The 24,605-nt window shown below is 75.9% G+C and carries 22 protein-coding genes; 13 read left to right on the top strand and 9 right to left on the bottom strand.

Features of this window, described 5'->3' with window-relative positions:
- The first annotated feature begins 8 nt into the window (after positions 1 to 8).
- From pknB to D459_RS0100990, 3 genes are all read left to right on the top strand, one after another.
- Complete coding sequence (pknB, locus tag D459_RS0101000) at positions 9 to 2,015, top strand: Stk1 family PASTA domain-containing Ser/Thr kinase (protein ID WP_026119942.1); 2,007 nt, start codon at positions 9 to 11, stop codon at positions 2,013 to 2,015.
- Positions 2,016 to 2,159: 144 nt separating this feature from the next.
- On the top strand, positions 2,160 to 2,798 hold the full coding sequence (locus D459_RS0100995; RefSeq protein ID WP_026119941.1) for a response regulator: 639 nt from the start codon (positions 2,160 to 2,162) through the stop codon (positions 2,796 to 2,798).
- A gap of 57 nt (positions 2,799 to 2,855) precedes the next feature.
- Positions 2,856 to 3,437 carry a Uma2 family endonuclease gene (locus D459_RS0100990; RefSeq protein ID WP_241484938.1) on the top strand — a complete coding sequence of 194 codons (582 nt, stop codon included), beginning with the start codon at positions 2,856 to 2,858 and terminating at the stop codon, positions 3,435 to 3,437.
- A 53-nt stretch (positions 3,438 to 3,490) separates the two neighbouring features.
- Here the strand turns inward: D459_RS0100990 and glpK are convergent, their stop codons facing one another.
- On the bottom strand, positions 3,491 to 4,969 hold the full coding sequence (gene glpK, locus D459_RS0100985) for a glycerol kinase GlpK (RefSeq protein WP_017591116.1): 1,479 nt from the start codon (positions 4,967 to 4,969) through the stop codon (positions 3,491 to 3,493).
- Positions 4,970 to 5,266: 297 nt separating this feature from the next.
- On the opposite strand from glpK, the gene D459_RS0100980 reads away from it, so the two are divergent.
- Together D459_RS0100980 and thiI are read left to right on the top strand one after the other, a co-directional pair.
- The gene (locus D459_RS0100980; protein WP_017591115.1) at positions 5,267 to 6,292 is read left to right on the top strand and encodes a 6-phosphofructokinase; all 1,026 of its coding nucleotides are present in this window, start codon (positions 5,267 to 5,269) and stop codon (positions 6,290 to 6,292) included.
- Positions 6,293 to 6,571: 279 nt separating this feature from the next.
- The gene (thiI, locus tag D459_RS0100975; protein WP_017591114.1) at positions 6,572 to 7,852 is read left to right on the top strand and encodes a tRNA uracil 4-sulfurtransferase ThiI; all 1,281 of its coding nucleotides are present in this window, start codon (positions 6,572 to 6,574) and stop codon (positions 7,850 to 7,852) included.
- A 75-nt stretch (positions 7,853 to 7,927) separates the two neighbouring features.
- Here the strand turns inward: thiI and aroF are convergent, their stop codons facing one another.
- Complete coding sequence (aroF, locus tag D459_RS0100970) at positions 7,928 to 8,968, bottom strand: 3-deoxy-7-phosphoheptulonate synthase (protein WP_017591113.1); 1,041 nt, start codon at positions 8,966 to 8,968, stop codon at positions 7,928 to 7,930.
- 308 nt (positions 8,969 to 9,276) lie between these two features.
- Here aroF and D459_RS0100965 point away from each other — a divergent pair, with 308 nt between their 5' ends.
- From D459_RS0100965 to D459_RS0100935, 7 genes are all read left to right on the top strand, one after another.
- Entirely contained in the window at positions 9,277 to 9,879 is a 603-nt protein-coding gene (locus D459_RS0100965) for a molybdopterin-dependent oxidoreductase (RefSeq protein ID WP_017591112.1), read from the top strand.
- A gap of 139 nt (positions 9,880 to 10,018) precedes the next feature.
- A complete protein-coding gene (locus D459_RS0100960) occupies positions 10,019 to 10,567 on the top strand; it encodes an RNA polymerase sigma factor (protein WP_040708810.1) in 549 nt (182 codons plus the stop codon).
- Positions 10,568 to 11,488, top strand: a complete 921-nt coding sequence (locus tag D459_RS0100955) for a cupin domain-containing protein (protein ID WP_017591110.1) — start codon at positions 10,568 to 10,570, stop codon at positions 11,486 to 11,488.
- Positions 11,489 to 11,654: 166 nt separating this feature from the next.
- Positions 11,655 to 12,485 carry an ATP-binding cassette domain-containing protein gene (locus tag D459_RS0100950; RefSeq protein ID WP_017591109.1) on the top strand — a complete coding sequence of 277 codons (831 nt, stop codon included), beginning with the start codon at positions 11,655 to 11,657 and terminating at the stop codon, positions 12,483 to 12,485.
- A 748-nt stretch (positions 12,486 to 13,233) separates the two neighbouring features.
- The gene (locus D459_RS33425) at positions 13,234 to 14,037 is read left to right on the top strand and encodes an ABC-2 family transporter permease (RefSeq protein ID WP_017591108.1); all 804 of its coding nucleotides are present in this window, start codon (positions 13,234 to 13,236) and stop codon (positions 14,035 to 14,037) included.
- Positions 14,034 to 14,885, top strand: coding sequence for an ABC-2 family transporter permease (locus tag D459_RS0100940; protein WP_017591107.1), 852 nt, complete (start codon positions 14,034 to 14,036; stop codon positions 14,883 to 14,885). Before D459_RS33425 ends, D459_RS0100940 begins: the two co-directional genes overlap by 4 nt.
- A gap of 1 nt (position 14,886) precedes the next feature.
- A complete protein-coding gene (locus D459_RS0100935; RefSeq protein ID WP_017591106.1) occupies positions 14,887 to 15,603 on the top strand; it encodes an ABC transporter ATP-binding protein in 717 nt (238 codons plus the stop codon).
- A gap of 262 nt (positions 15,604 to 15,865) precedes the next feature.
- Here the strand turns inward: D459_RS0100935 and D459_RS0100930 are convergent, their stop codons facing one another.
- From D459_RS0100930 to D459_RS0100905, 6 genes are all read right to left on the bottom strand, one after another.
- Complete coding sequence (locus tag D459_RS0100930; protein WP_017591105.1) at positions 15,866 to 16,732, bottom strand: ATP-binding cassette domain-containing protein; 867 nt, start codon at positions 16,730 to 16,732, stop codon at positions 15,866 to 15,868.
- A gap of 31 nt (positions 16,733 to 16,763) precedes the next feature.
- Positions 16,764 to 17,552: a hypothetical protein gene (locus tag D459_RS0100925; protein ID WP_017591104.1), complete on the bottom strand. Its 789-nt coding sequence runs from the start codon at positions 17,550 to 17,552 to the stop codon at positions 16,764 to 16,766.
- Positions 17,549 to 18,163, bottom strand: coding sequence for a hypothetical protein (locus D459_RS0100920; RefSeq protein WP_152522865.1), 615 nt, complete (start codon positions 18,161 to 18,163; stop codon positions 17,549 to 17,551). Before D459_RS0100920 ends, D459_RS0100925 begins: the two co-directional genes overlap by 4 nt.
- Before the next feature lie 76 nt (positions 18,164 to 18,239).
- Complete coding sequence (macS, locus tag D459_RS30330) at positions 18,240 to 19,445, bottom strand: MacS family sensor histidine kinase (RefSeq protein WP_017591102.1); 1,206 nt, start codon at positions 19,443 to 19,445, stop codon at positions 18,240 to 18,242.
- A gap of 110 nt (positions 19,446 to 19,555) precedes the next feature.
- On the bottom strand, positions 19,556 to 20,362 hold the full coding sequence (locus tag D459_RS0100910; RefSeq protein WP_017591101.1) for a hypothetical protein: 807 nt from the start codon (positions 20,360 to 20,362) through the stop codon (positions 19,556 to 19,558).
- Positions 20,359 to 21,126 (bottom strand): alpha/beta hydrolase, encoded by a 768-nt coding sequence (locus D459_RS0100905; RefSeq protein ID WP_017591100.1) that lies wholly within the window; start codon positions 21,124 to 21,126, stop codon positions 20,359 to 20,361. The genes D459_RS0100910 and D459_RS0100905 overlap by 4 nt, the downstream gene beginning before the upstream one ends.
- Positions 21,127 to 21,374: 248 nt before the next feature.
- Here D459_RS0100905 and D459_RS0100900 point away from each other — a divergent pair, with 248 nt between their 5' ends.
- Positions 21,375 to 22,196: a lysophospholipid acyltransferase family protein gene (locus tag D459_RS0100900; protein WP_020380005.1), complete on the top strand. Its 822-nt coding sequence runs from the start codon at positions 21,375 to 21,377 to the stop codon at positions 22,194 to 22,196.
- 1,339 nt (positions 22,197 to 23,535) lie between these two features.
- Here the strand turns inward: D459_RS0100900 and D459_RS0100895 are convergent.
- Positions 23,536 to 24,240, bottom strand: coding sequence for an endonuclease/exonuclease/phosphatase family protein (locus tag D459_RS0100895; protein ID WP_017591098.1), 705 nt, complete (start codon positions 24,238 to 24,240; stop codon positions 23,536 to 23,538).
- Positions 24,241 to 24,605 lie beyond the last annotated feature (365 nt).

The raw sequence follows: 24,605 nt of genomic DNA, 5'->3' as shown, positions 1-24,605 counted from the left end.
CCCCTCCCGTGGACTTCACGACTGCCGACCCGCTGATAGGTGCGACGCTCGACCGTCGCTACTCCGTCGAGTCGCGCGTCGCCGGCGGCGGCATGGCAACCGTCTACCTCGCCCACGACCTCCGGCTGGACCGGCCCGTGGCGCTGAAGGTGATGCATCCGTCGCTGGCCACCGACCCGGACTTCGTGCGCCGCTTCATCAACGAGGCGCACTCCGCGGCCCGGCTCTCCCATCCCAACGTGGTGCAGGTCTTCGACCAGGGCCAGGACCAGGGCCATGTCTTCCTGGCCATGGAGTACGTCCCGGGGCGGACGCTGCGCGACATGCTCACCGCCATGGGGCGGCTCGGGGTGCGCGAGGCGCTCCAGGTGATGGCCGCGGTGCTGGGCGCGCTGGGCGCGGCGCACCAGGCCGGCCTGGTGCACCGGGACGTCAAGCCGGAGAACGTGCTGCTCACCGACGACGGCGGGGTGAAGGTCGCCGACTTCGGCCTGGCCCGGGCGGTGGAGTCGTCCGGCCAGGGGCTGACCAAGACCGGCACCGTGATGGGCACCGCCGCCTACCTCGCGCCGGAGCAGATCGAGCGGGGCGTCTCCGACGCGCGCAGCGACGTCTACGCGGCCGGCGTGATGTTCTACGAGCTGCTGACCGGGTCCCAGCCGCACACCGGCGACAGCACCATCGCCGTCGCCTACCAGCACGTCAACGAGGACGTCCCGCGCCCCTCCCGGGTGGTGTCGGGCATCCCGCCCGAGGTGGACCGGCTGGTCACCCGGGCCACCGAGCGCGACCCGCGGTACCGGCCCGGGGACGCCAACCAGTTCCTCTCCGCGGTGCTCCAGGTCAGCGGGGGCTCGGCGGACTCCGGTCCGAACCTGTCCGCGGCCTTCGCCGCCGCCCCGACCGACCCGGGGGCTCCGGCCGGCCCGATCGACCCGACCAACCCGACCGCCCCGGGCGTCCCGCTCCCCGAGCCGGCCGGGGAGAACCGCACCGTCGCGGTCGACCTGCCGCCGGTGCTCGACCCGGACGACGACCCCGACGACGGCTACCCCGACCCGGGCGACCCGTGGTGGCGGGACCGGCGGATGCTCGCCGCCGCCGCGGGCGTGCTGGCGGTGGTGCTGCTCTGCACCGGCTGGTGGGTCTTCTTCGGCCGCTACGCGGAGGTGCCCGACCTGGTCGGCGCCGACCGCGAGGAGGCGGCCCGGCTGCTCTCAGAGGCCGACCTGGGGCTGCGCGTGTCGGAGAAGGAGGTCTACAGCGACGACGCCGCCACCGGCGAGGTCGCCGAGGTCTCCCCGGCGGCCGGGGAGAGCATCCTGCCCGGCGAGACGGTCACCGTCGCGCTCTCCAAGGGCCCGCGCAGCGTCGAGCTGCCCGAGGTGGTGGGCGAGCCGGTGGAGAACGCGCGCAAGGCCCTGGAGGACGAGGGCTTCAGCAACATCGAGGTGGAGGAGGCCGACTCGCGCGAGGCCGAGCCGGGCACCGTGCTCTCCTGCGACCCCGAGCCGGGCTCGGAGGCCGACCGGGAGGGCACCGTGACGCTCACCGTCAGCGCGGGCATCCCGGTCCCCGACGTGACCGGGCAGAAGGCCGGCGAGGCCCGCAAGCAGCTGGAGGACGCCGGGATCGCGGTCGAGGTGGTCCGGGAGTTCAGCGACGACGTGGAGAAGAACACCGTCATCTCCCAGGACCCGGAGGAGGGCGCCCAGGTCGGCCCGGGCGACACGGTGACCCTCACCGTCTCCGACGGCAAGGAGGAGTTCGACGTCCCCGACGTGCGCGGGAAGACCGTCGAGGAGGCCGAGAAGGAGCTCAAGGACCTCGGCCTGAAGGTGAAGGTCACCGTCATCCTCGGCGGGGACCGGGTCACCGACTACAAGCCCAAGGGCAAGGTCCGCAAGGGCGACGAGGTCGAGCTGATCGTGACGCCCTTCGGCGGCGGCGGTGGCGGCGGGAACGGCAACGGGGGCGGCCAGGGGAACGGCCGCGGGGACCGGGGCGACGACTGAGCGGCCGGGCCCCGGGACCCGGCCGCCGGGGCCTGACCGCCGCCGCCCGGCCGCAGTAGGGTGCCGTCCATGGAGCAGACGGACGGTATCGGCGGCCCGGGCGGCGCGCGGCGGGACGCGGACGGCGGCGCGGGGATCCGCGTCATGGTCGTGGACGACCACCCGATGTGGCGCGACGCGGTCGCCCGCGACCTGGCGGAGGCCGGGTTCGAGGTGGTGGCGACCGCCGGCGACGGCGCCAAGGCGGTCCGCGTCGCCCCGGCCGCCCGCCCCACGGTGGTCCTGCTCGACCTGCAGCTGCCGGACACCACCGGGGTGGAGGTGACCCGCCGGCTGCTGGAGGGCGCGGCGCCGCCGCGGGTGCTGATCCTGTCGGCCAGCGGCGAGCACCGCGACGTGCTGGACGCGGTCAAGGCCGGGGCCACCGGCTACCTGGTGAAGTCCGCCGGCCGCGAGGAGCTGCTGGAGGCGGTGCGCAGCGTGCACGCCGGCGAGGCGGTGTTCACCCCCGGCCTGGCCGGCCTGGTGCTCGGCGAGTACCGGCGGCTCGCCGCCTCCCCCGCCCCGGCCGCCGCCGAACCCGCCGCCCCCGAGCTCACCCCGCGCGAGACCGAGGTCCTCCGCCTGGTCGCCAAGGGCCTGGAGTACAAGCGGATCGCCTCCCGCCTGGGCATCGCCCACCGCACGGTCCAGAACCACGTGCAGAACACGCTCACCAAACTCCACCTGCACAACCGCGCCCAGCTGGTCCGCTACGCGATCGAGCGGAAACTGGACGAGTAATCTGGAATCCGTGCGGCACCGGCGCACGGTACGCCAGGATCGAGGGGACGGCACCTCATGGCACGGAGGCACGACATGTCGGCGATCGCCGAACGGCAGGGCCACCGGCTCTTCGAGGCTCTGGACGGATTCGACGCCCCCCCGGGGTACCGGGCCGAGATCCTGGGAGACGAAGGCATCGTGATGTCCCCTACCCCCAGCGGGCTGCACCGGCACAACGTCTGGCGGCTCGATGAACTGCTGCACCCGAACCTGCCGCCCCGCACCCGCACCGAGGGCCGTCTCGAAGTACGGATGTTCGGCATCGGCCGCAGCGTGATCCCCGACCTGTTCGTGGCCCCGGTGGAGGTGCTGGCCACCCCGGAGCACTGGGTCCCCCCCGAAGAGGTCCTGCTGGCGGCCGAGGTGGTCTCGCCCGGTAGCAAAGAGCACGACCGGAGCCGCAAGCTCGGCATCTACCCCGCCGCCGCGATCCCGCTCTACCTGCTGATCGACCCGCTCCGCAGGGCCGCGACGCTGTACACCACCCCGGAGGGTGGCGAGTACCGGGAGTCGGAGACGGTGGCCTTCGGCAAGCCGCTGGACATCCCGGAACCGTTCGGGTTCACCCTGGACACCGGCGCCTTCCGGGCCTGCTGAGAAGCGTGCCGCCCGCCCGGCACCGCGCGGGTGGCGGTGCCGGGCGGGGCGGGTCAGCCGAGTTCGGCCCAGCCCTTGGAGCGTTCGACGGCGGTGCGCCAGCGCTTGTAGTGGGTCTCGTCGCGCTTGCCCGGTTCGAACCTGCGGTCCAGCTTCCAGGTGCGGGAGAGCTCCTCGGTGGAGGACCAGACGCCGGTGCCCAGGCCGGCCAGGAAGGCGGCGCCGAGGGCGGTGGTCTCCTGCACCTCCGGGCGGGCCACGGAGACGCCGAGCTGGTCCGCCTGGATCTGGCAGAGCAGGTCGTTGGCGGAGGCGCCGCCGTCCACCCGCAGCTCGGGCAGGCTGGTGCCGGAGGCGCGGGACATCGACTCGGCGACGTCGCGCACCTCGAAGGCGATCGCGTCCAGGGTGGCCCGGGCCAGGTGGGCGCGGCCGGTGCCGCGGGTGATGCCGAAGATCGCGCCGCGCGCGTAGGGGTCCCAGTCCGGGGCGCCCAGGCCGGTCAGCGCGGGCACGAACACCACGCCGCCGGAGTCGGGCACGCTGGCGGCCAGCGCCTCGGACTGCGGCGCGGTGTCGATCAGGCCCAGGCCGTCGCGGAGCCACTGCACCGCGGCGCCGGTGACGAAGATCGAGCCCTCCAGGGCGTACTCCAGGCGGCCGTCCGGGTGCTGCCACAGCACCGTGCTGAGCAGGCCGTGCTCCGGCGCGATCACCTCGCCGCCGGTGTTGAGCAGAACGAACGAGCCGGTCCCGTAGGTGCACTTGGAGGAGCCGGGCGTGTAGCAGTTCTGGCCGAACATGGCCGCCTGCTGGTCGCCGGCGATGCCGGCGATCGGCAGCCGCAGCCCGAGGAACTCCTCGGGGACCGACTCGCCGACCACGCCGTAGGAGGGCACCACCTCGGGCAGCGCCGACTTCGGCACCCCGAACAGGTCGCACAGCTCCTCGGACCAGCCGCCGGCGCGGATGTCGTAGAGCAGGGTGCGCGAGGCGTTGCTGGCGTCGGTGACGTGCCGGGCGCCGCCGGTGAGCCGGGAGATGATGTAGGAGTCGACCGTGCCGACCGCGGTCTCCCCCTCCTCCACCCCGGCCCAGGCGCGCTGGTCGTTCCGCTTCATCCAGGTGAGCTTGGTGGCGGTGAAGTAGGGGTCGAGGCGGAGCCCGGTGAGCTCGGTGACTCTCTGCTCGTGCCCGGCCTCGCGCAGCTCGGTGCAGATGCCGGCGGTGCGGCGGTCCTGCCAGACGATCGCCCGCCGCGGCGAGGAGCCGCGCCGGCGGTTCCACAGCACCGCGGTCTCCCGCTGGTTGGTGATCCCGATGCAGGTGGGGGCCTCTTCGGTCGCGTCCAGGGCGCTCTGGCACGCGGCCAGGGTGGCCTGCCAGATCTCCTCGGGGACGTGCTCCACCCATCCCGACTCCGGATAGTGCTGGGCGAACTCCTGGTATCCCCGGGCGAGAACGCGGCCGTTCTCGCCGACCACGAGGGCGGTGACGCCGGTGGTTCCGGCGTCGATGGTCAGCACGGACATGTATTGGCCTCCAGTGCTTCGGGCGACTATGGTCTAGACCATGTGGGCGGCGGAAGGGAGTCGTCTCCTCCCTCGCTCCGGCCGTCACCGCTGGGATCTACCCCTCGGCGACGGAGGTGGAACGCACGGCACGGGACGCACCGTGATGCCCGTCACATCAATGCCGTTAGGCTGACGGGAGCGGGCCCCGAGGTCAAGTGTTCTCAACGGCGGCGCGCTCCGCCGCACCGGGTCCGGGCTCGCGCCCGCACCCCGGAACCACACGACCTTCCCATACGACATCGAGGAGTTAGGCGCATGCGAGTCGGGGTGCTGACCGGCGGCGGCGACTGCCCGGGGCTGAACGCCGTGATCCGGGCGGTCGTCCGCAAGGGCATCAATGACTACGGGTACGAGTTCGTCGGCTTCCGGGACGGCTGGCGCGGCCCCCTGGAGGGCGACACCATGCCCCTCGACCGCGCGGCGGTGCGCGGGATCCTGCCCCGCGGCGGGACCATCCTGGGCTCCTCCCGGACCAACCTGATGAAGATCGAGGGCGGTGTCGAGCGGGTCAAGGACAACCTGGCCGGGCTGGGCATCGACGCCCTGGTGGCCATCGGCGGCGAGGACACCCTGGGCGTGGCCGCGCGGCTCACCGAGCGCGGGGTGAACGTCGTCGGCGTCCCCAAGACGATCGACAACGACCTCAACGCCACCGACTACACCTTCGGCTTCGACACCGCGGTGAACATCGCCACCGAGGCGATCGACCGGCTGCACACCACCGCCGAGTCGCACCACCGGGCCCTGGTCGTGGAGGTCATGGGCCGGCACGCCGGCTGGATCGCGCTGCACTCCGGCATGGCGGCCGGCGCCAACGCCATCCTGATCCCGGAGCGCCCGTTCGACATCGACGAGGTCGTCGGCTGGGTGGAGAGCCGGTTCAAGACCCAGTACGCGCCGATCATCGTCGTCGCCGAGGGCGCCCACCCCAAGGACGGCCAGATGGAGCTGGCCACCGGGGAGACCGACTCCTTCGGCCACGTCCGCCTCGGCGGGATCGGCCAGCGGCTGGCCGACGAGATCGAGAAGCGCACCGGCGAGGAGGCCCGCTCGGTGGTCCTGGGCCACGTGCAGCGCGGCGGCACCCCCTCCGCGTTCGACCGGGTGCTCGCCACCCGCCTGGGCGTGCACGCCATCTCCGCGGTGCACGACCGGGACTGGGGCAAGATGGTCGCCCTGCAGGGCACCGACATCGTCCGGGTGGAGCTGGCCGAGGCCACCGACGAGCTCAAGACCGTGCCCACGGAGCGCTACGCCGAGGCCGAGGTCTTCTTCGGCTGACCCGGGCGGTCCCCTCCTCGATCGCGCCCGCCGGGCGCCGGGCCCCGCGCTCCGCGGGGCCTTTCGCACGCCCGGGGGCGCGGCCGAGTGCGCGGCCGAGTGCGCGCCCGGGGGCGCGCGGGGCGCCGCCCCGCGGGGGCGCGCCCGCCCTTCCCGGAAAATGCGTTCCGACCGGTATCGGCGGTGGCCGATACTGGAGGGATCCGGGACCGGCGGCCCCCGTGTGCGAGGCCCGGCCCCTCGACCGCACCACCCGACGCAATATCTGGAGATGCCGCGATGGCAGTCACGTCCGACTCCGCCTCCGACACCGCGACCGTGTCCGCGGGCGCCGCCCCCGGCCCGGCGGCGTCCGAGTCCGGACTGGGCGAACTGTGCGTGCTGATGAAGCTCGGCGAGATCGTCCTCAAAGGCAGCAACCGGAAGCTCTTCGAGCGGCGCCTGCACAACAACATCCGCAACGCCGCCCGCGGGCTGGGCGAGATCCGGCTGACCCAGCGCGGCGCCGGCGTCATCATCCTGCGCATGCCCGGCGCCTCCGACCTGGAGGTCGCCGAGCTCGCCGAGCGGATGCGCAACGTGATGGGCGTCGTCTGGGTGCACCAGGTGCGGCGGGTCGCCAAGGACCTGGACGCGGTCACCGACATCGCGGTGCGCTCGCTGGCCGGCCGCAGCGGCAGCTTCGCGGTGCGGGCCCGCCGCCGCGACAAGCGGTTCCCGATGACCTCCTCGGAGATCGCCGGCGCCATCGGCGCCCGGATCAAGGAGGTGCACGGCCTCCCGGTGAACCTGAAGCGCCCGGACAACACCGTCTTCGTCGAGGTCGACAAGGACGAGGTGTTCGTGTTCAACGACGGCATCCCCGGCCAGGGCGGGCTGCCGGTCGGGATGAGCGGCCGCGGCCTGGTGCTGATGTCCGGCGGCATCGACTCCCCGGTCGCCGCGCACCGGATGATGCGGCGCGGCCTCAAGGTCGACTTCCTGCACTTCTCCGGGATGCCGTTCACCGGCCCGGAGTCGATCTACAAGGCCTACAGCCTGGTCCGCCAGCTGGACCGGTTCCAGGTCGGCTCCCGGCTGTTCGTGATCCCGTTCGGCAAGGCCCAGCAGCAGCTGAAGAGCTCCGGCGTCGAGCGGCTGCAGATCGTCGCGCAGCGCCGGCTGATGCTGAAGACCGCCGAGGCGCTGGCCGACGACCTCAAGGCGCAGGCGCTGATCACCGGGGACGCCCTGGGCCAGGTCTCCAGCCAGACCATGGAGAACCTGACCGCGCTGGACGACGCGGTGGACCTGCCCATCCTGCGGCCGCTGATCGGGATGGACAAGACCGAGATCATGGACCAGGCCCGCCGGATCGGCACCCTGTCCATCTCCGAGCTGCCCGACGAGGACTGCTGCACCCTGCTCACCCCGCGCCAGGTGGAGACCGCCGCCAAGATCCCCGACCTGCGCCAGATCGAGAAGCGGCTGGACGTGGAGGAGGTCGCCGAGCACCTGGTCTCCACCGCGCAGCTGCACAAGCCGAGCTTCCTGGGCGACGCCGCGCCGGCCAAGGTCTGACCCGCGCGGCGCCGCCCCGGGGATCCCGCTCCCCGGGGCGGCGCCGCGGCTCCCCCTCCGGTCCGCCCCGGCGCCTCAGACCGCCAGCGGCTGCGGCGCTGCGCTGAGGGTGCGGCCGAGCAGCGCGGTCAGCGTGGAGGCCATGTCCCGCAGCTCGGGGAGGTCCTCCTCGACCAGCGCCTGCGGGCCGTCGCACAGCGCGGTCTCCGGGCGCGGGTGCACGTCGATGATGACGCCGTCGGCGCCGACCGCCAGCGCGGCCCGGGTCAGCGGCAGGACCAGCTCGCGCTTGCCGCCGGAGTGCGACGGGTCGACGATGACCGGCAGGTGCGAGAGGTTCTGCGCGACCGGCACCGCACTGATGTCCAGGGTGTTGCGGGTGGCCTTCTCGAAGGTGCGGATGCCCCGCTCGCACAGCACGATGTCGAGGTTGCCGCGCTGGGCGATGTACTCCGCGGCCATCAGCCACTCCTCGATGGTGGCGTTCATGCCGCGCTTGAGCAGCACCGGCCGGCCGGACTCGCCGACCGCCTGGAGCAGCGCGAAGTTCTGCATGTTCCGGGTGCCGACCTGGAGCATGTCGGCGTAGCCGGCGACCAGCTCCACGTCGGCGGCGTCCACCACCTCGGTGACGATCGGCAGGCCGGTCTCGTCCCGCACGTCGGAGAGGATCTTCAGGCCCGCCTCGCCCAGGCCCTGGAAGGCGTAGGGGGAGGTGCGCGGCTTGTAGGCGCCGCCGCGGAGCAGCGCCGCGCCGGCCGCCTGCGCCATCCGGGCGGCCTCCAGGGTCTGCTCCGGGGTCTCCACCGCGCAGGGGCCGGCGATGACCGTGTTGTGGCCGCCGCCGATCGGCACGCCGCGCACGCTCACCATCGACCGCTCGGCGTTGTTCTCCCGGCTGACCAGCTTGTACGGGGCGGAGATGCGCAGCACGTCGCTGACCCCGGGCATCGCCCGCAGGTCGAGGGTCTCGAACTGCCGGACATCGCCGACCAGGCCGATGATGGTGCGGCTCACGCCGCGCGTCACGTAGGCCTCACCCCCGGCGGTGGCGACCAGATCGACCAGGCTGTCGATGTTGTCGGAGGTGGCGTCGGGCGCCATCACGATGACCATGATTCGGGTTCCTTCGGCGATCGGGGTGTGTGGAACCGGGCGGTGGAGGCGTCGGTCCGGGACCACGAAAAAGCCCCGGGCCTTCCGGCCCGGGGCTTTTCGAGGTTCGTCCGTCTAGAGCAGCGCTCGGCGGGCGACCGTCCATCCCATGGGCCGGTAGCCATAAAAGCGCCAAAAGCTCTGCTGCATGGCAGCGACTATAGCGCACACCGGCGACGGTTCCATGCGGCGCCGGTCACACCGGGGGCGCGCGGCGCGCCCGCCGGCGGGTGCTGGCAGGATGGCGGGAGGCGGACGGAGGGGACACAGTGCCGGAGAAGCGGCTGCCACCGGGGCAGTACATCCCGCGTGACCACACGCCGGTGCACTACGGCCCGGTGCCCCGGTTCCGCCCGCTGCGCTGGGACTTCCGGGTCTACGGGGCGACCGAGAAAGCCGGGGGCCACCGGTGGGGGTGGGAGGAGTTCTCCGCCCTCCCCCGGACCGAGGTGGTCGCCGACTTCCACTGCGTGACCAGGTTCACCCTGCCGGAGGTGCGGTGGAGCGGCGTCCCCGCCGCCGAGCTGGTCGCGCTGGCGCCCCCCGCGCCGGAGGCCACCCACGTCATGGTCTGGGCCGAGTACGGCTACAGCGCCAACGTCCGGATGGACGACTTCCTGGCCGAGGGCGTGCTGCTGGCCACCCACCGCGACGGCGCCCCGCTCACCCCCGAGCACGGCCACCCGCTCCGCCTGGTCGTCCCGCACCTGTACGGCTGGAAGAGCGTCAAGTGGCTGCGCGCGATCGAGTACCTCACCGGCGACCGCCGCGGCTTCTGGGAGGAACGCGGCTACCACAACATCGCCGACCCCTGGTCCGAGCAGCGCTACTCCTACCAGGAGGAACCGGGCCAGGGCCCGCCGCTGGCCTGACCCGTCCCTCCCCCGGCCGCCCCGGGGCCGCCGCTCCGGCGCCGGACGGGGCGGCGGGGCCGCCGGCGGGGTCCGGGGCCGCTCCCCTCCCGGAGCGGAAGAAGTGAACCTTCCGCGCCCCGCCCGCTACGTACCCGGCGTGGATCCCGACCGCCGAGCGCTGGCCGCCGTCGCCCAGGGCGACGAGGGCGCCCTGCGCGAACTGTACGACCGGCACGCCGGGGCGGTGCTGCGGCTGCTGCGCCGCCTCACCTCGGACGCCGGCACCGCCGAGGAGATCATGCAGGAGAGCTGGCTCGCCGTGTGGCGCTCCGCGGACACCTTCCGCGGCGCCTCCTCGGTGCGCGGCTGGATCCTCGGAGTGGCCCGGCGCAAGGCGCACGACCGGCTGCGCCGGGCCGGGCCGGCCACCGTGGCCCTGGACGGCGAGGAGGCCCCGGACCCGGCCGACGCCGGCGCCGACGTGGAGGCCGAGGTGCTGGCCGCGGCCGGGCACCGGGAGATCCTCACCGCGATCGGCGCGCTCCCCCGCAGGCACCGCGAAGTGGTGCACCTGGCCCTGGTCGAGGAGCTGCCCTACCCGGAGATCGCCGAAGTGCTCGGCATCCCCGTCGGTACCGTGAAGAGCCGCATGTCGAAGGCCCGCGCGCGCCTCGCCGGCGCGCTCCGCCGAGGGCTGGTGAGCTGAATGACCCATCTCGACGAGGAGCAGATCCGGCTGGCCGGCGGGCGCGGGCCCGGCGGTCTGGCGGCCGCCGCCCGCGGCCACCTGGACGGCTGCCCGGAGTGCGCGGCCCGGGTCGCCGGGACCGCCCGGCTCGGCGCGGTGCTGCGCGCGGCCGAGCCGGAGGCCCGCCCGCCCTCCTTCGACGCGCTGATCGCCCCGGCCCTGGCCGCGGAGCGGCCCGTGCGCGGCACCGCGCCGGCCCCCGGGCTCTCCGCGCGGGCGTCGCTGCGGCTGGCCGCCGGGCTGGTGGCGCGGCAGGCCCGGATGGTCCCCCGGCTGCTGTGGCCGCTGTCCGCGGTGGGCTTCGCGGTGCTGCTCGCCGCCGCGCTGAAGGCCCCGTCCGCCGGGCTCGGCGCGCTGTTCCTGGGGCCGGGGGCGACCCTGGTGGTGACGGTGGGCGCGCTGGCCGCGTGCGAGCCGCGGCGCGATCCGCGGATGGAGCCGATGCGCACCATGCGGGTGCCGCCGGTGGCGGTCTGGCTGTCCCGGCTGGCCCTGGTGCTCGGCGCGGACCTGGCGGCGGCCGGCGCGGTCTCGCTGGCGGCCGGGCTGGTGCACGGCGGGCCGGGGGACGCCGCGGTGCTGGCCGCGTCCTGGCTGGGGCCCGCGCTGCTCGGGTCCGCGCTGGCCGTGTTCGGCTCGGTCTGGCGCTCGCCGGCGGTCGGCGCGGCGCTGGGCGCCTCCTCGTGGCTGGCCTCCGCGCTCGCGGCGGCGGCCGGCGCGGGGGCGGGACCTGCGGCCCGGGGACCGCTGGGGCCGCTGGCCGATACGATCGGCCCGGTGTGGTCCACCGGGCCGGTGAGCCTGCTGCTCGCCGCGGCCCTGCTGGCCTGGGCGGCGCGGCTGGTCGCCCGGGAGGACCGCGCCCTTCCGGAGGGCTGAGCCGGGCTCGGCCCCGGAAGGACCGCGCTCTTCCAAGGGGGCGGCCCGGGCTCGCCCCGCGGTGGGAGCGCGCCCTTCCGGAGGGGGCCGGGCCCGGCTCCCCGGGAGGCCGCGCCGCTGCGGCCGGGCCGGGCCGGCCCCGCAGACCTCGCTCGGGAGCCGCCGCATGCACGTCGCGATCAGCGGCCTGGCCCACTCGTTCCGGCGCCGCCGGGTGCTCGACGGCGTCGACGCGGAGTTCGGGCCGGGCGTCTTCGGGCTGCTCGGTCCCAACGGCGCCGGGAAGACCACGCTGATCCGGCTGCTCGCCGGGGTGCTCCGGGTGCGTGCCGGGCGGGTCAGCGCCGGCGGCCTGGACCTGCGCACCCGGGCCGGGCGGCGGGCGCTCCGGCGCGTCCTGGGCTACCTGCCGCAGGACGCCGCGCTCTACCCCGACCTGACGCCGCGGGACTTCCTCGACCACGCCGGCCTGCTCAAGGGGATCGACGACCCGCGGGAGCGCCGCCGCCGCGCCGGCGAGCTGCTGGACCGGCTCGGCCTGGTGTTCGAGGCGGACCGCAGGATCGGCGCGCTGTCCGCGGGGACCCGGCGCCGGGTCGGCATCGCCCAGGCGCTGCTGGGCGACCCGGAGCTGGTGCTGCTGGACGAGCCGACCGCCGGCCTGGACGTGGAGGAGCGGATCCGGCTGCGCGGCCTGCTGTCCGGCCTCGGCGCGGAGCGGACCGTGCTGTTCTCCACCCACCTGCTGGACGACGCCGCGGCGCTCTGCCCGGACGTGGCCGTGCTGGCCGGCGGCCGGACCGCCTACACCGGCCCCGCCGCCGGCCTCGCCGAGATCGCCGCCGACCGGGTCTTCCTGCTCCCCGCCCCCGATGGCGCACCCGACCGGCGGATCGTCACCGACACGCCCCCGCCCGCCGCCCGCCCGACCGCCCCGTCCCTGGAGGACGGCTACGCGGCCCTGATGTCCGACCTCCGGGCGGCACACACCCCCTGACCCCCACCGGGCCCCACCCGATCCCGCCGGCCGGCGCCCCGGATCCGGGGAACGGCCGGAGCCCGGGAGCGGACCGGACCGCCTTCCCTTCGGCCGGGGATTCCGCGTACGGCCTCCGGCCGCACGGCCGCCCGGTGCCCCGCGTCCGAAGGGGGCGGCCGGGCCCCGGGAGCGCCCCACCCCGGCCTCGCCCTCTGGACGCCGTCGGGCGGCCGCCCGCCCCGAGGATCGGATCGCCTTCCCCAGGGCCAGGGAGTCCGCGTACGGCCTCCGGCCGCACGGCGGCGAGGAGGCCGCTGCCCGTGCCGGGCCCGCCTCCGCCCGGTGCCCCCGTCCGCGGTGGGCGGGGAACGGCCCGGAAGGGCGAGGCCCGGCGGGTGGCGGACGCGCCTTGGAGACCGCTGGGCGTGCGGGTGCCTGCCCCGTGGCGAGGGACCGTGCTTTCCGCCGCCCGTCCGCGGCGCCGCCCTCCCCGGAGGGGCAAGGACGCCCCGGCCGGGGTCGCCGCCTCTTCCCCGCGGCAGGCGGGGGAGGCACCGGCCGGCGCCCCGCCGGAGCGGCCGTCCGGCGGCCTGATCGGCCGGTCGCCCGCGTCCCGGCGGCCTCTCCCGCCTCCCCCGCTCCGCGCTCGGCGGCGGGGGCGCCCGGCTTCCGGCGGGAGGAGTGAACCGGGCGCCGGCCGCCCCGCTACGTACCCCGTGCCGCGAGCCGCACCGGCTCCGCGCGGAGTACGAAGGAGCGCCTCCCGATGCCCGTCACCCGAGCCCCCGGCCGGACCCCCGGAACCGCCCGGGACGACCCGTCCGCGGTCCTGATCGCCGCGGACGCGCTGTCCCGGTTCCGCTCCGCCCCGTTCCTCTGGCTCACCCTGCTGCCGCCCGCCCTGCTCGGCGGGGTGCTGGCCGCGACGGTGCTGGCCGAGCCCGCCGCCACCCGCGATGCGGTCTACGGCCGCTGGTTCGGCCTGAGCGTGTACGGCTGGGCGGTCCTCGCGCCGGTCGTCGCCGCGCTGTACGCGGGCGCCGCCCAGCAGACCGACGCCGGCGCCAAGCGGGTGATGTACGGCTACGCGTTCCCCCGGCGCAGGCTGCTCTACGGGACGCTGTGCGCGGTCACCGCGCTGTGGGCCGGCTCCGGCCTGCTGTTCGGCGCGCTCGCCGCGCTGACCGCGGTGCTGCACGGCGCCCCCGGCGACGTCCCGGCCGCCTTCGCAGCCGGGACGCTGCCGGTGGTCGCGGCGCTGCCGATGCTCGTGGTCTGCACGGCCGCGGCCGAGGCGTGGGGCATCGCCGGGGCCGTCTGCGCCGGCACCGCCGGCACGATGTTCGGCGCGCTGCTCGGCGACAAGTCCGTGTGGTGGTTCTTCCCGCCGGCCTGGCCGACCCGGGCGGCCGTCCCGCTCGCCGAGGCGCCGGCGCCCGGCGGGCTCTTCCCGCCGGGGCACCCGATGTCCGACCCCGCCGTGCTGCCGGTGCTGACCGGCATGGCGCTCGCGCTGGCCGCGGCGCTGACCGCCGCCACCGCCCTGTACGTCGACCGGAGGCCGCTGTGACGCGCCCCTCCGCCCCGTCCCCCGCCTCCGAGGAGGAGCAGACCGTGACCGCCGCCACCGCCCGCCCCGGACCGCAGGAACCGGTCCGGGACGACCCGTCGCTCGCCGCCGTCTTCGCCGTGGAGCTCGGCCGGCTCCGCACCGGCCTCCCGTTCTGGCTCACCGTGCTGCTCCCGGTGGTCCTCGTGCTGCCGCTCGGCCTGATCTCGGCGGCCTCCCCGGAGGGGCGGGCCGGCGCGCTCTGGCAGGTGTGGTTCGGCGTCGTCCTGATGTTCTGGGGCACGGTCCAGCCGATGGCCGCGGCGGTGTACGCGGCCGCGTCGGTCCGCGCCGACCGGGGCGCCCGCCGGATCATGTACGGCTACGCCTTCCCCCGGCACCGGCTGCTGCTCGGCAAGTACGCCGCGCTGCTCACCGCCGGCCTGTGCGGCTCCGCGCTGCTGATCCTGCTGCTGTCCGCCGCGGCGGTGCTGCTCGGCTCCCCGGAGGAGGCCGTCCGGGTCGTGCCCGGGGTGCTCGTCCCCTGGCTGGGCGGCGCGGCGACGCTGGCGCTCTGCCTCGCCGTCGCGGAGCGGTGGGGGTTCGCCGCCACCGCGGGGACCGGGGTGGCGGGCATGCTGCTCTCCGCCCTCGCCGGGGACGCGCCGTTCTGGTGGGCGCTGCCCCCGGTGTGGCCGATGCGCGCCGTCGTGCCGCTGGCCGGGGTCGAGGCGAGCGGCGTCCCGCTGCAGCCCGGCGACCCGCTGCACTCGACCGCCGTGCTGCCCGCGGTGGTCGCCCTGTCCGTCCTGGTCGCCGCGGTGCTGCTCGCCGTCGGCGCCCGCCACGTCGACCGCAAGGAGATCTGAGATGCCCACCGCACTGCGCATCAGCGCCCTCGGCAAGCGACTGGGCCGCAACCGGGCCCTGGACGGCGCGGACCTGACCGTGCCCGAGGGCGAGGTGTACGGCCTGCTCGGCCCGAACGGCGCCGGCAAGACGACCCTGATGAAGTCGGTGTCCGGCCTGCTGGTGCCGGATTCGGGGACGATCGAGGTGGCGGGCCGCCCGTTCGGGCGGGACTCGCTGCGCGGCATCGGCTCCCTGGTGGACGGGCCCGGGCTGTGGCCCCGGCTGAACGCCCGGCAGCACCTGCGCGCGCACGCCCGGCTGCGCGGGGTGGACCCGGGGGCGGCCGTCGCCGAGCTGCTCCCCCTGGTGGGCCTGGAGCAGGTGGCCGACCGCCGGGCCGCCGCCTACTCGCTGGGCATGCGCTGGCGGCTGGGCATCGCGATCGCCCTGGTCGGCCGTCCCCGGCTGCTCATCCTGGACGAGCCGACCAACGGCCTCGACCCGATCGGCATGCGGGACGTGCGCGCGCTGCTGCGGCGGCTGGCCGACGCCGGTTCGACCGTGCTGGTCTCCAGCCACCAGCTCGACCAGATCGCCCGCACCTGCGACCGGGTCGGGGTGCTGGTGCGCGGCCGGACCCGCTACGAGGGCCCGCTGGACGGCCTGGCCCGCGGCGGCGACCTGGAGGAGGGGTTCTTCTCCCTGGTCGAGCAGACCTCTCCCGGGGTCCGCTGACCCCGGCCCGGCCGCCGCGGCCCGCCTCCCGCGGCGGCCGGGTCCCCGGGCCGCTTCCCGGTGGCCGGCGGGGCGGCGGCGTTCATCCGGGACGGCCGTACGAGGCGGGCGGCTCCGCGGACACCGCTCCCGCGGCCGCGCCCTGGACGGGCCGCAGGGCAGGGCCCGGACGCCCGGGGCGCGGGCCTTCCGGTCTACGGCGGGCACGGGGAGGCGTCGCCCGGTGCGCCGGGCACCGGCCGGGCGCCGTCTCCTGGACCGGTCAGGGGCGCTCGCCGGCGCGGACCGAGCGGAGCAGGGCGGTGAAGCCCTCCTCCAGGGTGGGGGCGACCGGGCGGGCGCCCGGCGGCGGGGCGTCGGTGACGATGCGCCGCTCGGCGCCGGCCGCACCGACCACCGCCGCGTCGGCGGGGAGGGGTGCGTCCGCCGGGACCTCGAAGGCCCGCCCGGCGGCCGCCTGCGCCAGCTCCCCGGTGCGCCCCTGGAACACCACCCGCCCCCGGTCCAGCACCGCGGCGTGCGGGCAGCTCTGCCCCACATCGTCGAGGATGTGCGTGCTGAGCAGGACCGTGCGGTCCCGCCCCAGGGAGGCCAGCAGCGAGCGGAACCGCATCCGCTCCTCGGGGTCCAGGCCCGCGGTCGGCTCGTCCACGATGATCAGGCGCGGGTCGCCCAGCAGGCTCTGCGCTATGCCGATCCGGCGCCGCATGCCGCCCGAGTACCCTGCGATGCGCCGGCCGCCCTCCTCCTCCAGGCCGACCTGGGCGAGCAGGCCGTCGATCCGGGCGCGGCGCGCGCGCCTGCCCCCGACCCCCTTGAGCAGGGCCAGGTAATCGAGGAACTCCCGGCCGGTCAGGTCCGGGTAGGGGGTGAGCTCCTGGGGCAGGTAGCCGATCATCCGCTTGGCCGCGGTGCGGCCGGCACCGGTGGCGAGATCGTGGCCGCCGACGGCGACCCGGCCGGAGGTGGGCCGCACGGTCCCGGTGAGGACGCGCATCAGGGTGGTCTTCCCGGCGCCGTTGGCGCCGAGCAGGCCGAGCATCCCCCCGTCGATGCGCAGGTCGACGCCGTCCAGCGCCCGGTGCCCGCCCTTGTACACCTTGGTCAGTCCGCTGATCTCGATGTGCACGGTGCTCCCGCCGCCCCTCGTTCTCTCCCGCTCACCGGCGCCCGGCGACGACCAGGCCGGAAAGGACCGTGAACAGCACCGCCATCCCGCCGACGATCGCCAGGTTGGCCAGAGCCCACCCGGTATCGGCCGGCGGGCTCAGCGGGCCGTCCAGGAACCTGTGCGCCAGCACCTCGGGCTGCCCCGCCCAGGCCGCCGCCGGGTAGCCGCCGCTCGGGGAGAGCAGGGTCCCCGTGGGGGTCGGCACCGGGCTCAGCTGCGGTGTGGCGATGGTGCTCCAGAACCAGACCAGCGCGGCGGCCGTCCTCGCCAGGACCGGCGGCATCAGCAGGCCCAGCAGTGCGGCGAACGCGGCGGCGGCCGCCGCCCCCGGCAGCAGGACCACGGAGAAGGCGAACAGGGCCGCCCCGATCGGGGCGGGTCCGCCGTCGGCCAGCGCCCCCATGAGGCCGGCGCCGAGCACGACCAGCAGCGGCGGCAGCAGCGCGACCCCCAGCGGCGCCGCGATCATCGCCGCCGGCCGCACCGCCGCGCCGTACGGCGCGGCCGCGAGCAGCTCCCCCATGCCCGCGCGCGTCCCTTCGGCCAGGCGGTCGGCCAGTGCGACCGCGACTCCGGGCACGCAGATCATCGCGACCACCACCGCGGCGTGCCCCGCGTGCCGGACGCCGTCGTCGATGGAGCCCGGCGGGGCCGCGGACGCCAGCAGCGCCAGAAGCGACAGCGGCGCCATCGCGTACCAGAGGATCCGCCGCCGCACCGCCATCAACGCCTCGTAGCGCAGCGCGCCGAGCGCCCCCTGCGCCGAAAGCACCGTCATCCGTCCCGCCGCCCCTTCTCCATCAGCGCCTCCGTGTCGCCCAGCCGCCGCACGGCGAGGCAGACGAGCAGCGCGGCGCCGGCTCCGGACAGCACCGCCTGCAGGGCGGGCGGCCCGGCGAGCCGGTCCAGGAGGAAGAGCTTCGCCGCCCACACCCCGAGCACCAGGGACGAACCGCCCGCGGCCGACCCCGTGCGGATCGCTCCCCAGGCTCCGGCACCGATCATCAGCAGGATGAAACCGCACGCGCCGAGCACCGCCTCGGCCGGCCCGGCCCGGGGGTGCCCCGCCGCCGCGGCGGCCGCGGCCGCCGCTCCGCCGGCCAGGGCCGCGACGGCCACCGGCGCGAGCCTGCGCAGTACGGTCACCCGGTAGGAGACCGGAAGGGTGAGCTGCAGTTCGAGCGCGTGCTCGCGCCCGACCGCCGCGACCGCGGCCATCCCGGCGGCCAGGGCGACCACCGCGCCGGCCCCCCGCGCCCCGAGCGGCCCCGGGTCGATGCCGGCCCCGGCGGTCGCGGCGGCGATCAGCACCGCGATGCCGGCCGGCGCCGCGATCGCCGCCGGGCCGGCCCGCCCGGCCTCGTACGCCCACACGCCCGGTTCCGCCATGGCGGGTACGTAGCGGCCGCGCCCCGAGCGGTTCACTTTCCCGGTGGTCTTTCCGGCGCCGCACCCGGGGCCGCGCTCAGCCCCGGGCGTCCGGGGAGAGCGGGACGCGCATCTCGATCTCGGTGCCCTCGCCGGGGGCGGTGGTGACCTCGGTCTCGCCGCCGAGGTCGCGGATGCGGCCGAGGACGGACTGGGCGAGGCCGAGGCGTCCCTGGGCCTCCGCCTCGGCGGGGCGGGTGGGCGGCATTCCGGGCCCGTCGTCGCGGACGGTCACGGTGACCGCCTCGCCCTCGTCCTCCAGGAAGAGCCAGGCGCGGGTCTCCGGCGGGCAGTGCCGCTCGACGTTGGCCAGCGCCGCGCCCACCGCGGCGGCGATCTCCGCGACCGCGTCGGCGGGCAGCGGCACCGGGTCGGCCGGGGCGGAGAAGGTGACCCGCGACGACTCGTAGCCGGCCAGCGCGGCGCGCAGGTCGCCGCCGCCGGACGGGGGGCCGCCGCTCCCGCCGGGGCGGATCGGCGACCGGCACCCCTGCTCGGGGGGCGCGGCCCCTTCCGGGCCGGGCGGCCGGGCCGGCGGGCCGCTGCTGATCAGGGTGCGCAGCCGGACCTCCTGCTCGCCGGCGAGCCGGCCGAGTTCGGCCGCCTCGCCGCCGATCTCCGCCCCGCGCCGGCTCACCATCGCCAGTACCTGCAGCACCGAGTCGTGGATGGAGCGGGCCAGCCGCTCCCGCTCGGAGGTGCGGGCCTCGATCGCGACCGCCTCCGCGAGCCGCCGCTCGGCGCGGAGCGCGTAGTGCGCGAGGTAGCCCATCGAGTACCCGGCCAGCAGCAGCAGTACCACGCCGCGCGGTACCGCGGCGGTGATGTCCAGGCCGAGCAGCACCCGGCCGGCGATGTCGACGACGCCGTGCCCCAGGGCGACGCAGAGCGCCCACCGGCGCCCCGCGACCACCGCCGAGGCCAGCGCGGCGGCGGCGAACCAGGTGGTGGTCAGCGGCGGGGCCATCCGCAGGTAGCCCGGTTCCACCACGGCGTAGGTGGCCGCCATGCAGCCGAACGCGACGGCGACGTCGGCCGCGGCCAGCCGCCGCTCGGCGAACCGCCCCCGCCCGTAGGCGTAGGTCGCGAACCCGGTCCAGGCCGCCATCACGGCCAGCACCGCGGCCGCCCCCAGAGGGTGGAGCAGCAGCTCGCGGTGGGTGGTCGCCTGGTAGAGGGCGTAGGCCAGGGAGGCCGCGCGGAACACCGCGATGGCGCGCCACACCGCCGTCTCGAACCCCACCGCCCGCTCGCTCCCCTTCCCCGGTCCCGGCACCGCCCCTGAAGCGTCGGTCCCGGCGCCGCCGCCGTCTCAACGCCGGTCGAGGCGGCGCCGGGATCGACGCGGAGCGGTCAGACGACCGCGCCGTCGTCGGGGCCGTTGTCGCCGGAGGCGCGGTCGCCCATCCGGACGACGAGCACCACGAACCCCGCGATGAACGCGGCCACCGCGCAGAACGCCAGCCAGCCCGGGCGGGCGCCGACCAGCATGGAGGCGAGCAGGACGGCGGGGCCGCCGAACAGGCCGCCCCAGGCCAGGCGGCCGATCATGTCCCCGCGGGGCAGCGGGGGCGGCGGGGGCGGAACGTAGTGGTCGCCCTGGTCCGCGCCGTCCTCCTCGCCGGACCGGGGGGTGCGCTCCCGCTCTTCCGGGCCGTCGTCGGCGGCCTCGTAGTCGGGGGCGAGCAGGTCGCCGCCGGCCGCGGGGCGGCGCTCCGCCGGCCCCTCCTCGCCGGCCGAGACGTTCTCCGCGTCCGGCCAGGCCGGGCGGCCCTCGGGGTCGGACTCGTAGAAGCGGGCGACCAGCTCGGCCCAGACGTCGTCCTCGGCGCCGCCGGCCGCGGGCCCCCCGTCTTCCGCGCCCTCCGCGGCGGGGGCGCCCCCGCCCGGGGCGGACAGGTCGTCGCCGAGCTCGGGCAGTTCGGCGCGGAGCACCCGCTCGGCGGCGTCGCGCTCGGACTCGTCCACGTAGAGGTGGTCGGTCGGGGCGTCGGCTACGTCCGGTGCGGAGTCCAGCGGATCGGATTCCAGGCGCACCGCGTAGGCCGCGATGCCGGAGCGGCCCAGCGCCTCCAGCATGAGGTCGGCCGATGCGGGGGGAAGCAGGATGAGCGGGACGTAGGCGTCCGCGAGCAGCCCGTTCCCGCGGCGATTCGTCATCGCTGTCTTCCTTCCCCGCTTCTGCCGTACTCGCGCACGAACCCGAGGCTTCCCTCGAAGATCACGGCCGCATCGTTGTCCAGGGTGGCGACATGGTAGCTGTTGTCCAGTGAGCGGACGGTCACCTCCGCATTGACCGCCCTACTCGTGAGGATACGCAGACTCTGCGGCCCGATGACATGATCTTCCGGACTTCGGTAGACCAGAACCGGCGCCTGCACCGAGGCCATGCCCCGCCGCGTCGCGCGCCACAGCGCCGGGAGTGTCGCGGCGGCCGCCGTCGGCACCCGGTCGTAGCCGCCCTCCCGCACGCCGGGCCGCTTGATGTCGTCGGTGAGCCCCTTGGTGGACGGCAGCACGTGCTTGAGCAGCGGGGCGGCGAGGAGCAGCGGGGTCTCCAGCGCCAGCGACGGGTTGACCAGCACCGCCCCGGCCACCGCGCCCGGGTGCAGCTGGGCCAGGCGCAGGGCGAGGCAGCCGCCCATGGACATGCCCATCACGAACACCTCGTCGCACCGGTCCCGCAGGTCCAGCAGGGCCGCCTCGACCGCGGCGAGCCACTGCGCGCTTCCGGTGAGGTTCATCTCCTGCCAGCTGGTGCCGTGCCCGGGGAGCAGCGGCAGCTCCACGGTGAGCCCGGCGTCGGCGAGGTGCTCGGCCCACGGCCGCATCGAGTGCGGTGATCCGGTGAACCCGTGGCAGAGCAGCACCCCTGTGGGGCCGCCGGTGCGGCTGAGCGGTTCGGCTCCGGGCAGCAGCGGCATGGGGGACTCCTCGTCTTCGCCGTCTCCGCGCCGGCCCCGGGGCGGAACGCGCCGGGGGCCGGGCCTCGAACTTAACCCGCCGGCCCTCCGCGGGGCACCCCCGGCTCCCCTCCGGGCCCCCGCGCGGGCGCCCGACATTGGTAGTCGGCCCCGAGCAATGCGAAGATGTCCCCGATTGTTCGTGGTAGCGGGAAGGCGAACCGACATCCATGTCCGGAAACCACCCGCGGGTGCGGGGGTGATTCTCGGTGTTCTACTGGGTTGTGAAGGCGATTCTGGGCCCGGTGCTCGCGGTGCTGTGGCAACCGCGCGCCTACGGGGTCGAGAACGTCCCCCGGCAGGGCCCCGCGATCATGGTCAGCAACCACCTGTCCTTCTCGGACCACTTCTTCGGGCCGCTGCCGCTCCCCCGCAAGATCACCTTCCTGGCCAAGGCCGAGTACTTCACCGGCACCGGGGTCAAGGGGCTGGTGAGCAGGCTGTTCTTCAGCGGCGTGGGGCAGATCCCGATCGACCGCTCCGGCGGCAAGGCCAGTGAGGGTGCGCTGCGCACCGGGCTGAAGGTGCTCAAGCAGGGCAAGCTGCTCGGCATCTACCCGGAGGGCACCCGCTCCCCCGACGGCCGGCTCTACCGCGGGCGCACCGGCGTGGCCCGGCTGGCCCTGGAGTCCCGGGCCCCGGTCGTGCCGATGGCGATGATCAACCTGGAGAAGATCATGCCGCCCGGGAAGACCGTGCCCAAGCTCGGCATCCGCCCCAAGGTCGTGTTCGGCGAACCGCTCGACTTCTCCCGCTACTACGGCATGGAGAAGGACCCGCGGGTGCTGCGCGCGGTGACCGACGAGATCATGTACGCGCTGATGGCCCTCTCCGGCCAGGAGTACGTGGACCGCTACGCCCAGTCGGTCAAGCGCGAGCTGGAGGCGGCGGCCAAGGAGGAGCGCAAGGAGCAGCACGCCGACGCCAAGGAGCGCCGCCGCGCCGACCGGGCCAAGCGCAAGGTCGAGCGGAAGGCCCGGCGCCAGGAGAAGCGCGCCGCGAAGAAGGAGCGCGCCGCAGAGAAGGACTGACCCGGCGCTCGCAGACACCGCCCGGCGGCGGCCCCGCACCCCGCGGGGCCGCCGCCGGCGTTTCCGGGCCCCGATCCCCCGCAGACGCCCGGCGAAGGCGGGAACATGACGGAGGCGATCACCCGGGCGCGGCACCCCACGGGGCGAGGGTTAAGGCGGGCGGCGAAGGCAGGCAGGGGCACCGGCCGGTCGGTCAGGCGCGGCACCCCACAGAGCGAAGGCTCAAACCGGCGGCAACGGCGCAGGAAGGGACAAGGCCGGGCGCCCCAGCCGGGTGCGGCACCCCACGGGGTGAAGGTTCAAGCGGGCGGCGAAGGCAGGCAGGGGCACCGGCCGGTCGGTCAGGCGCGGCAGAGCGGGTGGGGGCGGTCGGGGCAGGGTGGGGTGGCGGGGTCGCCTGCCCGTGTCGCCCCGGGCGCCGGGGTCGGCAGCCCTTGAAACCGCTACCCCTTCCCGAGCTGGGCAAATACGCAGGGTGATGATCATAGGAGGCGCCCTGCACACCGCGAGAGCACCTCGATGATTCCTGGGCGCTCATCCCGGCCCGGATCGGCCCCCGAGAGGCCCGAATCCCCCCGGCCGGGCCGGTGAGCGGGGGTTTACACCGCCCGGAAGGCCGGGAAGCAGGGGGCCGGAACCCCGGGAGGGTAGGGGCGGAGTTGAGATGTCTCTTTTGTCCCTTCAGAGGCCCCGCTTTGGCCACTCTGGGTAATCGATGAGGGGGCGGTGGGAGCCTCAGGGCTTACTACTCGCTGGTAGATGTAATCGGGGTGCTGCGGAGGTGCGCAGGGCGCCCCCGCTCCCGCCCGTTCCCCGCCACAAGCCGGGCATATGGGATATGACCCCCTGGCGAGCCCTAGCGGGACGGGCCCGCCCGCCCCTCCGGAGCCCCGCCCCACCGGGAGCACGCGTCGAGCCGGGCCGGTGAACGCGGCGCCCGCCCCTTACCCGCCCTCGCCGCCCGCCTGAACCTCCGCTCCGCGAGACGCCGCACTCGGCTGGAGCGCCCGGCCCCGCCCCCACCTCTGCCGTCGCCGCCAGCCTGAACCTTCACCCCGTGGAGCGCCGCACCCGACCGACCAGCCGGTTCCCCACCACCGCCTTCGCCGCCCGTTTGGACCCCGGCCCCGCGAGGCGCCGCGCCCGGGCGACGCCTGCACTCCGGCCCTACCTTCGCCGTCGCCGCCCGCCTGAACCCCCGCACCGTGAGGCGCCGCGCCCGACCGACCGGCCGGTGCCTCTCCCCGCCCTCGCCGCCTGTTTGAACCCCGACCCCGTGGAGCCCCGTGCCCGAGCGGCACCGGCGGGCCGGAGCGCCGAGGCCGCCGGGAGAGGGCGCTCAGATCCGGAGCAGCGCCAGGACCGGGCGGTGGTCGCTGGCCGCCGCCATGTCCTCGGCGCGCACCAGGCCGGCCGGGACGCCCGCGCCGGCCACCTCGATGGCGGGGTCGGTGAAGACCCCGTCGATCCGGCTGCGCGGGCGCCGCGAGGTGAAGGTGGCGGCCTCACCGAGCGGGGCGGCGGCCGCTGTGTCGGCGAGGCTCCGGGTCAGGAACCGCCAGGCCGCGCCGTCCGGGCCGCAGTTGACGTCTCCGGCCAGCACTGCGGGCGCGTCGTGCCGCAGCGCCGCTTGGTCCAGGTGGCCCAGCGCCTCCCGGGCGTGCTCCAACCGGGCGCGCTCCTCCAGGTCCAGGTGGGTGCAGCCGACCGCGAGGCGGCGGCCGCCGATGTCCAGCACCGCCACCGAGACCGCCCGCAGGTGCAGGCCGGGGCGGCGGCTGAGCCTCCGGTGCCGCGCCTCCAGCACGGCCACCCCGGGGCGGACCAGCACCGCCAGTCCGCCGGGCCGCCGGCTGACCGCGGGCACCAGGCCGGTGTCCCGGGCCAGCCGCCGCCTCCAGTACCGCCAGAGCAGCAGCCGCGGCGCCTCCTGCAGGCAGAGCACGTCCGGGTTGCACGCCCGGACCACCCTGGCCACCGCGGCGGCGGAGTCGCGCAGCGCGCGCACGTTGTAGCTGACCAGCCTCACCTCGGGTACCGGCACACGGTCCGCCTACCCGGTCCGGGAGACCGCCACTCCTCCGCAGGGGGACGGTCGGCGCCGGGGCTCTCCGCCCCGGCCGACCTGCGCCGCGCCTTCGCCGCACGGCCGCCGCGAGGCGGAGCGGCCCCGGAGCACCACCTTCCCGCACCGACCACCGCGAGAGGGCCGGCCCGGGGGCCGAGGAGGCGACCGCGGCGCCCTACCGCCCCTGTCCGAGCCGCGCCCTTCGAGCCCACGGAAGCCCACCCGGCGACCGGGTATCCGGGCCGACCGGGTGACCGAGGCGAAGGCCCCCTGAGTGTCCGCCCCGCGCGGACCGCCGAGAGACGACCCGCCCGAGCACCGCCGACCCCGCGCGGACCGCC

Source organism: Nocardiopsis potens DSM 45234 (genome assembly GCF_000341105.1).
GTDB classification, from domain to species: domain Bacteria; phylum Actinomycetota; class Actinomycetes; order Streptosporangiales; family Streptosporangiaceae; genus Nocardiopsis_A; species Nocardiopsis_A potens.
Note: the sequence above shows the minus strand (reverse complement) of the source record. Positions and strands in the feature narration are given on the sequence as shown.

Coding starts and splice junctions, on each gene's coding strand:
- D459_RS0100990 (WP_241484938.1), top strand. CDS start 2,856: ATGGCACGGAGGCACGACATGTCGGCGATCGCCGAACGGCAGGGCCAC.
- aroF (WP_017591113.1), bottom strand. CDS start 8,968: ATGGTCATCGTGATGGCGCCCGACGCCACCTCCGACAACATCGACAGC.
- D459_RS0100950 (WP_017591109.1), top strand. CDS start 11,655: ATGCACGTCGCGATCAGCGGCCTGGCCCACTCGTTCCGGCGCCGCCGG.
- D459_RS0100920 (WP_152522865.1), bottom strand. CDS start 18,163: ATGGCGGAACCGGGCGTGTGGGCGTACGAGGCCGGGCGGGCCGGCCCG.
- D459_RS0100955 (WP_017591110.1), top strand. CDS start 10,568: ATGACCCATCTCGACGAGGAGCAGATCCGGCTGGCCGGCGGGCGCGGG.
- D459_RS33425 (WP_017591108.1), top strand. CDS start 13,234: ATGCCCGTCACCCGAGCCCCCGGCCGGACCCCCGGAACCGCCCGGGAC.
- D459_RS0100995 (WP_026119941.1), top strand. CDS start 2,160: ATGGTCGTGGACGACCACCCGATGTGGCGCGACGCGGTCGCCCGCGAC.
- D459_RS0100925 (WP_017591104.1), bottom strand. CDS start 17,552: ATGACGGTGCTTTCGGCGCAGGGGGCGCTCGGCGCGCTGCGCTACGAG.
- D459_RS0100980 (WP_017591115.1), top strand. CDS start 5,267: ATGCGAGTCGGGGTGCTGACCGGCGGCGGCGACTGCCCGGGGCTGAAC.
- D459_RS0100910 (WP_017591101.1), bottom strand. CDS start 20,362: ATGACGAATCGCCGCGGGAACGGGCTGCTCGCGGACGCCTACGTCCCG.
- glpK (WP_017591116.1), bottom strand. CDS start 4,969: ATGTCCGTGCTGACCATCGACGCCGGAACCACCGGCGTCACCGCCCTC.
- D459_RS0100935 (WP_017591106.1), top strand. CDS start 14,887: ATGCCCACCGCACTGCGCATCAGCGCCCTCGGCAAGCGACTGGGCCGC.
- D459_RS0100905 (WP_017591100.1), bottom strand. CDS start 21,126: ATGCCGCTGCTGCCCGGAGCCGAACCGCTCAGCCGCACCGGCGGCCCC.
- thiI (WP_017591114.1), top strand. CDS start 6,572: ATGGCAGTCACGTCCGACTCCGCCTCCGACACCGCGACCGTGTCCGCG.